Below are 8,416 nucleotides of genomic sequence, written 5' to 3'. Positions count from 1 at the left end.
CCACCCAAGCCCTTGGCATCACTTCACTGTCAGACTACCAACAGCGCTACCGTGAAGACCCACGCTTACCCAGCAGCCCTAGTGCAACCTATTCCGCCGACTGGCAATCTTGGCCCCAGTTTTTAGGGACAGCAGATAAGTTCTATCCCACTGTAGCCGCAGCTCAGCAGGCCACCCAAGCCCTTGGCATCACTTCACAGCCAAACTATCAACAGCGCTACCGTGAAGACCCACGCTTACCCAGCAGCCCTAATGCAACCTATTCCGCCGATTGGCAATCTTGGCCCCAGTTTTTAGGGACAGCAGATAAGTTCTATCCCACTGTAGCCGCAGCTCAGCAGGCCACCCAAGCCCTTGGCATCACTTCACAGCCAAACTACCGACAGCGCTACCGTGAAGACTCACGCTTACCCAGCCGCCCTAATGTAATCTATTCCGCCGACTGGCAATCTTGGCCCCAGTTTTTAGGGACAGCAGATAAGTTCTATCCCACTGTAGCCGCAGCTCAGCAGGCCACCCAAGCCCTTGGCATCACTTCACTGTCAGACTACCAACAGCGCTACCGTGAAGACCCACACTTACCCAGCACCCCTAATGCAACCTATTCCGCCAACTGGCAATCTTGGCCCCAGTTTTTAGGGACAGCAGATAAGTTCTATCCCACTGTAGCCGCAGCTCAGCAGGCCACCCAAGCCCTTGGCATCACTTCACTGTCAGACTACCAACAGCGCTACCGTGAAGACCCACGCTTACCCAGCCGCCCTAGTGCAACCTATTCCGCCGACTGGCAATCTTGGCCCCAGTTTTTAGGGACAGCAGATAAGTTCTATCCCACTTTAGCCGCAGCTCAGCAGGCCACCCAAGCACTTGGCATCACTTCACAGCCAAACTACCAACAGCGCTACCGTGAAGACCCACGCTTACCCAGCCGCCCTAATGCAACCTATTCCGCCGACTGGCAATCTTGGCCCCAGTTTTTAGGGACAGCAGATAAGTTCTATCCCACTGTAGCCGCAGCTCAGCAGGCCACCCAAGCCCTTGGCATCAATTCACTGTCAGACTACCAACAGCGCTACCGTGAAGACCCACGCTTACCCAGCAGCCCTAATGTAATCTATTCCGCCGACTGGCAATCCTGGACTGAATTTTTACTGTCAAATAGGATAAATACACTAAGGGAGTTAAAGGATGCATGCAAAGTGCTAGGAATCAGAGACTCTCTTCAGTACCGTCAAATCCAAAAAGACTATGCGCAACTCCCCTCGAAACCTGATAAAAAATTCAAAGACTGGATTGATTGGTATGATTTACTAGATATTCCAAAGCCATATGAGCTTAATGAGCTAGAAAAAATAGTCCGTTCTTATAAATGTACATCTCTGGCTGATTATAAAAAATTACGCAGCAAACTGAACGACCCAAAAATGCCGGCATCTCCGATTGAGTATTATGAAGGTGACGGTTGGACCAATACTTTTGATTTCTTTGGAGTCAAAAGACCGTATCAAGTACGATATTTTGAACCAGAGTGGAAGCAATGGGGTGATTTGATAACCGAGTTTTTGAAAATGGCAAAAGGAGGAGATACAAAAGTCAAAGACCTATGTGAATTTGTCCGAGAATATATAGACCCCAACAAGTTCGAAATATCTCCACTTGATTACCTGACTCGCGGCAAAACAAATATTCAGCCTATGCTTGAATTATTTGAATTAGTACCTATCACTCGTAAGAAAAAATGGCTCTTCTCAATCAATGAATTTTTAGACTGGGTCATCGTAAAATTCTTAACCATAGAAGATGAGGATACAGGTGAGGTCTCACGTATAAAGGGGGCAAAAAACCCATTTTCTCACATTAATTTTGATGGGGAGCAAATACCTGTTTCACTTAATGAAACCAATAAATTAGCATTACCTTATCAATTTGTAAAAAGCGCTCGAGAATGGATATTCCCCCAGGGAAATTTTGAAAAGATCGGTTATTCAGAACTTCATCATCTACATAAATTTTCGGCCGATTGGGTACAAGTTGATGACTCCTTAGAAATTAACCCATCAGATCCTGACTGCGTTACCAAAGTTGAAGGGGGGAAAACGTATCTTTGGCTCCCTATCTATTGGACCTATACCTATGCATTAATGCAATTACCGGCAAGAGGAAGGCAAATTGTCTACTGCGACTCAGGCGAAGCAGATCTTGAGATAGCCAACTTTCTGCAGGGAAAAGTATCTTGGGTACCAAATAGAAACAAATTGGCAGGTTTAACCGATTGCCAAAGTATGATTAACAAAACTCAAGATGGAGATTTTGGCGTTTACTACACATCCAACAAAACTAGTTTTGATGGGAGAGGTTATAAAATTCCATTTATGCCCATTGAGTTAGCGTATTGGCTAATCAAATTAAGAAAATGGCAGGAGAAATACAACCAAATTGACAACCCTACTGAGTGGCTAGATTGCACCAGAACCAATTTGAACGAACTCCAAAGGAAACAAAAGGGGCACAACTGCTTCTTATTTCGTGACTTTCAAGAAAATGAACCAGGTACATTTGCTGGAAGGTTGGCTTCTAGGCTTGCTGCTGCGTTATTTTTCTCTTCTGACGATCAACTCGTTTCTGCTACCTACTCAGGGCAAACTCACCAGGAGTGCGCATTTCAACTCAAGCAACAGCAATCAATTGCCCTTGCGCCATTTAAATCCGCCTACACACCACACGCTATGCGCGTTAGCCTGATTAATGCCTACGCTTATGAATTTGGCATGCCTATTGAAGTCATTATGAAGCTGGTCGGTCATTCTTCAATCATCATGTCTATTTACTACATGAAGAGCGATAAGACAGGAGCCAATATTCGAGAGAAAGTTACTCTTGGAGAAAAGCAGGCATTAAATAAAGCAGCAGATTCACTAAAAAGTTTTATTGAATCCCAACGAATTGAACAATGTAAGAGCCAGCTCATCGCTAACAATACTGAGTTTCTATCAACCATCGATAATGCTAGACCTGCATCGAGTTATCTTTTCAGAGACTTTGGCATATGTCCTGTTGGTGGAGGGTTTTGTAACGAGGGGGGAGCTGCTGTCGCTATGAAAGCCAATATTTATCATCCTGTTACTGCCGGCTATCTCGGGGAGCAAAACTGTATTCAGTGTAGGTTTTTTGTCACTGGCCCTGCATTTATGATGGGACTGGCTGCTGTATTTAACGAATTGTGTTTGGCAATTAATACACAATCTCAACGTTACAGTCTTTTAGAGAAAGAGCTCGACGATACTGCAACTAAGATAGACATACTCTCACATCAAATATATCAGCAGAAATCACAAAGTACTCAAACGTCTATTTTGGAAGGTGAAAAGCTTAAACTTCAATCTGAACGACGAGATCTGAACTCAGAAATTGAAGTCAAAGCAAAAAAAATGGATTTATACATGAGTGATATGAATGCCCTTCATAAACACTTATTTAACTGTCAATCTATCATTAATCAAGACTCATCATCTGAAGAATCTAAGCTACAACTGATTGTCCCTAGAGACTTTTCAGTGAATTTTGAAATAAGCGAAGTAAGCGGTTTTCAACAACTATCTGAAGTATGTGAAAACGCAGAGCTTTACCACAGTTGCACAGATGAACAAGCAGTGACAAGAAGGAGTCAAGCTCTCGATAAGATGTTGGTGAAAAACGGTATTACCCCCCATTTTTTGCATTTAAACGAAGCAGAACAACTTGTAGTGGGTAACCAAATGACTCAATTGATGCTCTCAAGGCTAAAAAGCTGGGAAAAAATCGACAGGCTTATCGATGGTGATTTGGCTTTAAATGATTTTGAAGATAGTGAACGAATTTCTAAGAACGAATTGAAACAACTTTTTATGGGGGCAACCCCTCTTAAACTGGTCGAATAATATGACTGTAATATCTCCTGAAATCGTCTTGAAACAGCTAAAATCTGAGGTTTCAGAGCGAGTACAACACTCTCTGCAAGCTATATATCAAATTTGCATAGAGCAGCAACAAAGGGGCCTGAATGAATTTAGCTATGCGACAATTGCTCGGCTTGGTCAAGGGCGAGGAGTACCTGCTGCACAAAGCATTCGAAACAAAACAGGTAAAGCCTATCGCACTTTAATTTCAAGCTTTGCCAAGCCCCCCCAAAACTCCCCAAAGAGTAACAAACCAAGCTATGGCAAAAGTTATGCTTGGATAGATGAACTTAAAGATCCAGTTGTAAAACTACAAGCAAGGATCTTGTACTCACAAAAAATTGCTGCAGAGCGGGCAGTCAATGAGATAGCTCCTATCAACCAAGTAATAGAGATCTTTGATGGAAGTTCGTCTGATATTCTCACAAAAAGGCTAACAGGCCTTGAGCGAGAGGCTCTTGAGTATCTGTTGTCTGATGAATTTAGACGGCGGAATAAATTGGAGGTAGGGCAGCATGGCAGTATAGTATATGGCAATGATAACGAGCCTTTTTTACCCGTTGCAACGATTGATGCTATAAAAAAGGCTTTACAGTACCTCTAGATAAATCTGTAGGAAGAACCTTGAAAACTAACTTGATCACCCGCGAGGGCTTCGACAAGCTAAATGCAGAACTTAACTATCTTTGGCGTGAGTACAGACCTGAAATCACGAAAAAAGTAGCATGGGCAGCGAGTCTTGGTGATCGCTCAGAGAATGCTGATTACAAGGAAAACAAGAGATTACTTAGACAAATTGATTCGCGTGTGCGCTATCTGAGAAAACGCATTGAAGCTGTGAAGATTGTTGAATATTCCCCGCAGCAAGATGGAAAAGTATTCTTCGGAGCTTGGGTACAAATCGAAAATGACGCAGGTGAAATAAAGAGCTTCCGTATAGTTGGCCCTGACGAGATCTATGGTAGAAATGACTATATTTCGATCGATGCGCCAATGGCGCGTGCTTTGCTGAAAAAAGAAGTAGATGACGAAGTTGTGGTCAGTACACCATTAGGTGAGCATACCTGGTACGTAAATTCTATTTCCTACCAAAATCCTCAAATAGAGAATGATCAATAGCAAAGTCTGTTAAAAAATGCTTCACATGAAAACCTGCAGGGTAGATTGTAAAAAATCATTACGGTATTTCACATCCCAGAAGTCAGCTCCAAGTCTAGTTGCAAGTAAATCGTACAGTAACCTTACAGGTAATCGTCAAGCGAAATCAGCGTCACTGACCTAGTTTTAGTCGATCTTAAAGCTAGGCATTATTAATATATTTGTACTTCTTCTAGGACTTTTTGAGCTAGATTTAGGAAGGAAATATAAAGGCTTGCCTCCACTTAGTACATGTTTCTCCCAGGCCAATTGCCTTCTTCGTTTTTCCTTTGCTAATTTGTCATACTCTTCACTCATACCGCTACCTACTTACAAGCTAAGATTGTTAAGTTAAATACTGAACTTGGACGATCAGTTCTTAAAATATACAATAAACATATTTTGATTTATGTTCAAGCCGTCAAAAAAATAGGAGCTTCACCCCTTGAGCTTCCTCTAAACCTACATATTAGACTTTCAGTTAGCAGGCTAATGCTAAGAGCACATTGAATTGAATTCTTATTAAGAAGGTTCATCCCAGCCTCAAAATATAGATGACTTAACGCTAGTTTAGGCAGAAAATACATGTTTTATGAAGTAATAAGTTGATTGCTGAAAACTGAGGATCTGATATGCAAGAAATTGATTTTAACGGTTCAAGTGCTACTCGGATTGGGATGAGAACTTCATTGAAAATCTTGGAAGAATGGGGCTGCAATCAGGATCAAGTTCAGGCTTTACTCACACCTCCCAAAAACTATAACGACCTTGATTTTGAACAAGTGAGTTTCAATCAAGAACAAATTGAAAGAATTAGCTATATACTGAATATTCACGCTGGTTTAAATGCACTATTCAGCAACCCTGAAAATATCTATGGGTTTATGAACTTGGTCAATCATAATCATCCCTTTAATGGCGCCAAGCCAATCGATGTCATACTAAGCAAAGAAAGTGATAATTTTCAATTAGTTACCAAACATGTAACTCAGTTGATTGTACGCTAGGTTTCGTTATTTCTTCTTTGAGTTTTTCCACATTAAAATTGAGCTATTTTGACATTAGATATTTCTGATGCGATTAAAATGTTTGTACATTTTAATCGCATTGACGCCTGAATAAAAATTTGGGGCTATGCCTTAATCTCCTTCTCCTCACCTTAAGAGTCTATTAATCAACCAATTTATAAAAAATAACCCATACATAGGGAAAATCTGCGGAAATTCGGAAAAAACCATTAACGGTCTTACACATTCAAAGTTAGTCGTCACGAAATTGGACAAAAGCTAGTTAGATTTTTTACTCTATTTAATTGGTTTCGGATTAATATTTGTAAGGCAATTATAGAACGTTATTAAAGCCGATGAACAGGTGGTCCTTCCGCCTTGCATGAATGTTCATCAAAAACTAATTTAGTCAGAGCTAGCAGCAGTCTGAGCAGTTCAAAGCTGTATAAAGTGATTAATAGCGATTAATTACACCAGAACCACCAGATAGTAACGCAGCACCAAATTGCGCATGCTGCAGTCGAAGACTGAACACTTCTACTGGATACGAATGCCGAGTTTCAGGAAATGACAAGCCCCAAAGAAATGGGGCTAGTCCGTATATTTTTAGCTGCGCCCTCTGCTGGCAACCACTACCCACATCTATTGGTCACGACAAAGAGCGAAGTACCCTTCATTTATCACCATGTATGCGATTTTGCTTGAACCAAATATTCGTCCAAGGTTTGTTGGTCTGCCGATTTAACCGTCATTCCTTTAGGGCCCGCGCCGATTACAGTAAATTGCTTAGCTGGCTCACCGTGCTGTTTAAACTCGCTCAATTCAGCAGAACTCTCTTTAAACACCCATAAGCGGCCGTCTTCAACTTCAGTAACAAAACCGGGTAAATCGAATTGACTCGCGTGGGCAACACAAGCAAATAATCCTAAACCTAGTAGTGACATTAACGCTGTTTTTTTCATAGTGATATCCTCATTTGGCGACATAGGTGTCATTTAACTGTCTTTATGTAACACCGCCAGAATACATATGAAATATGACATATATGTTAATTCAGATGTAATTTATGACATTTCTTCGCGTTTAATGCCTTTTATATCGCTCTATGTCTTGGAAGCTTAATTGAGATAAGCGCCGCTAACGCAATAAAGGCCGCCGATATCCACAGACAAGCCGCCATGCCATACACTTGATACACCCAGCCAGACAACACAGTCCCGATCAAGCGTCCCATAGCATTAGCCATGTAGTAAAAACCCACATCTAACGATACGCCATCTTCATCCGCATAACTGACGATAAGATAGCTGTGTAATGAAGAGTTGATCGCGAATAAGGCGCCAAACAGCATCAATCCCCAAATCAGTATATTCGCGGCATGGAAGTCATAACTTATCGCCAGCGCAATGCCTGCCGGCACTATGCTCAATATCGCCGCCCAACCTAAGGCGCTACGTCCATCGGGAACCTTGTTTTGGCTCGCCGACTTTGTCCCCGTCAAGCGAGGTGCAAAGCCTTGCACTATGCCATAGCCTATTACCCAGAGTGCGAGAAAACCGCCGACATACCAATGATCCCAACCAAAGGCTGAGGCCAGATAAACGGGTAAGGCCACCACAAACCACACATCCCGCGCACCAAACAAAAACATGCGTGCGGCAGAAAGCGTGTTTACCGCCGGACTCTTAGAGAAAATTTCCGTGAACTTAGGTTTGTTTTTGGCTTTACCTAAATCGCGCTGCAAACTTAACAGACTAAAAATCCACACCAGCAATAGGCCAATCGCCATACCTAACACGGCCAGCTGGAATCCAAACAGGGTCAGTAAGACGCCGCCCAAGAAGAACCCCGCGCCCTTTAGCGCATTTTTGGAGCCAGTGAGCATGGCAACCCACTTATACAGCTCACCCTGAGCATCACTAGGCACCAACAACTTGATACTGCTCTTAGCACTCATCTTATTGAGATCTTTAGCGATACCCGACAAGGCCTGCGCCGCCATCACCCAAGCAACCGTCAGCATACCGCTAGGCACAAGCAGCATGCTAAGGGCGACAATCTGCATAAATAGGCCCACATTCATGGTCTTATTTAAGCCTAAACGCGCCCCGAGCCAGCCGCCGACTAAGTTCGTTACCACCCCAAAGATTTCATAGAAGAGGAATAGCATGGCAATTTGCAGCGGGCTATAACCTAAGCCATAAAAATAGAGCACCACTAACATACGTAATGCGCCATCGGTGAGCGTGAATGCCCAATAGTTGCCTGTGACCACCAAATACTGGCGGATCTCGGGTGATATGTTAGACAAGAACCCTGTCTGCTTAGCCATAAAGC

At 42.8% G+C, this 8,416-nt stretch carries 6 protein-coding genes; 4 read left to right on the top strand and 2 right to left on the bottom strand.

The window, feature by feature from the left end:
* The 4 genes from L5L77_RS06410 to L5L77_RS06395 form a co-directional block, all read left to right on the top strand.
* The coding region (locus L5L77_RS06410; protein WP_263222392.1) for a VPA1269 family protein at positions 1-3,917 on the top strand (3,917 nt) is incomplete at its 5' end.
* Position 3,918: 1 nt separating this feature from the next.
* Entirely contained in the window at positions 3,919-4,539 is a 621-nt protein-coding gene (gene gmtX / locus L5L77_RS06405; protein ID WP_263222391.1) for a gamma-mobile-trio protein GmtX, read from the top strand.
* Positions 4,540-4,559: 20 nt separating this feature from the next.
* Positions 4,560-5,054 (top strand): transcription elongation factor GreB, encoded by a 495-nt coding sequence (greB, locus tag L5L77_RS06400; RefSeq protein ID WP_263222389.1) that lies wholly within the window; start codon positions 4,560-4,562, stop codon positions 5,052-5,054.
* Positions 5,055-5,704: 650 nt separating this feature from the next.
* On the top strand, positions 5,705-6,079 hold the full coding sequence (locus L5L77_RS06395; RefSeq protein ID WP_263222387.1) for a hypothetical protein: 375 nt from the start codon (positions 5,705-5,707) through the stop codon (positions 6,077-6,079).
* 680 nt (positions 6,080-6,759) lie between these two features.
* Here the strand turns inward: L5L77_RS06395 and L5L77_RS06390 are convergent.
* Together L5L77_RS06390 and arsJ are read right to left on the bottom strand one after the other, a co-directional pair.
* Entirely contained in the window at positions 6,760-7,041 is a 282-nt protein-coding gene (locus L5L77_RS06390) for a hypothetical protein (protein WP_263222384.1), read from the bottom strand.
* Positions 7,042-7,172: 131 nt separating this feature from the next.
* Entirely contained in the window at positions 7,173-8,411 is a 1,239-nt protein-coding gene (gene arsJ / locus L5L77_RS06385) for an organoarsenical effux MFS transporter ArsJ (protein ID WP_263222382.1), read from the bottom strand.
* Between the last annotated feature and the right edge of the window lie 5 nt (positions 8,412-8,416).

Origin of the sequence: Shewanella sp. SM29 (genome assembly GCF_025654245.1) — a bacterium.
Taxonomy (GTDB): domain Bacteria; phylum Pseudomonadota; class Gammaproteobacteria; order Enterobacterales; family Shewanellaceae; genus Shewanella; species Shewanella oncorhynchi.
This window is presented reverse-complemented; position numbering and strand designations above follow the sequence as displayed.

What these genes read in the sequence shown, in the direction of transcription:
- L5L77_RS06395 (WP_263222387.1), top strand. Translation starts at nt 5,705, where the DNA reads ATGCAAGAAATTGATTTTAACGGTTCAAGTGCTACTCGGATTGGGATG.
- L5L77_RS06390 (WP_263222384.1), bottom strand. Translation starts at nt 7,041, where the DNA reads ATGAAAAAAACAGCGTTAATGTCACTACTAGGTTTAGGATTATTTGCT.
- arsJ (WP_263222382.1), bottom strand. Translation starts at nt 8,411, where the DNA reads ATGGCTAAGCAGACAGGGTTCTTGTCTAACATATCACCCGAGATCCGC.
- gmtX (WP_263222391.1), top strand. Translation starts at nt 3,919, where the DNA reads ATGACTGTAATATCTCCTGAAATCGTCTTGAAACAGCTAAAATCTGAG.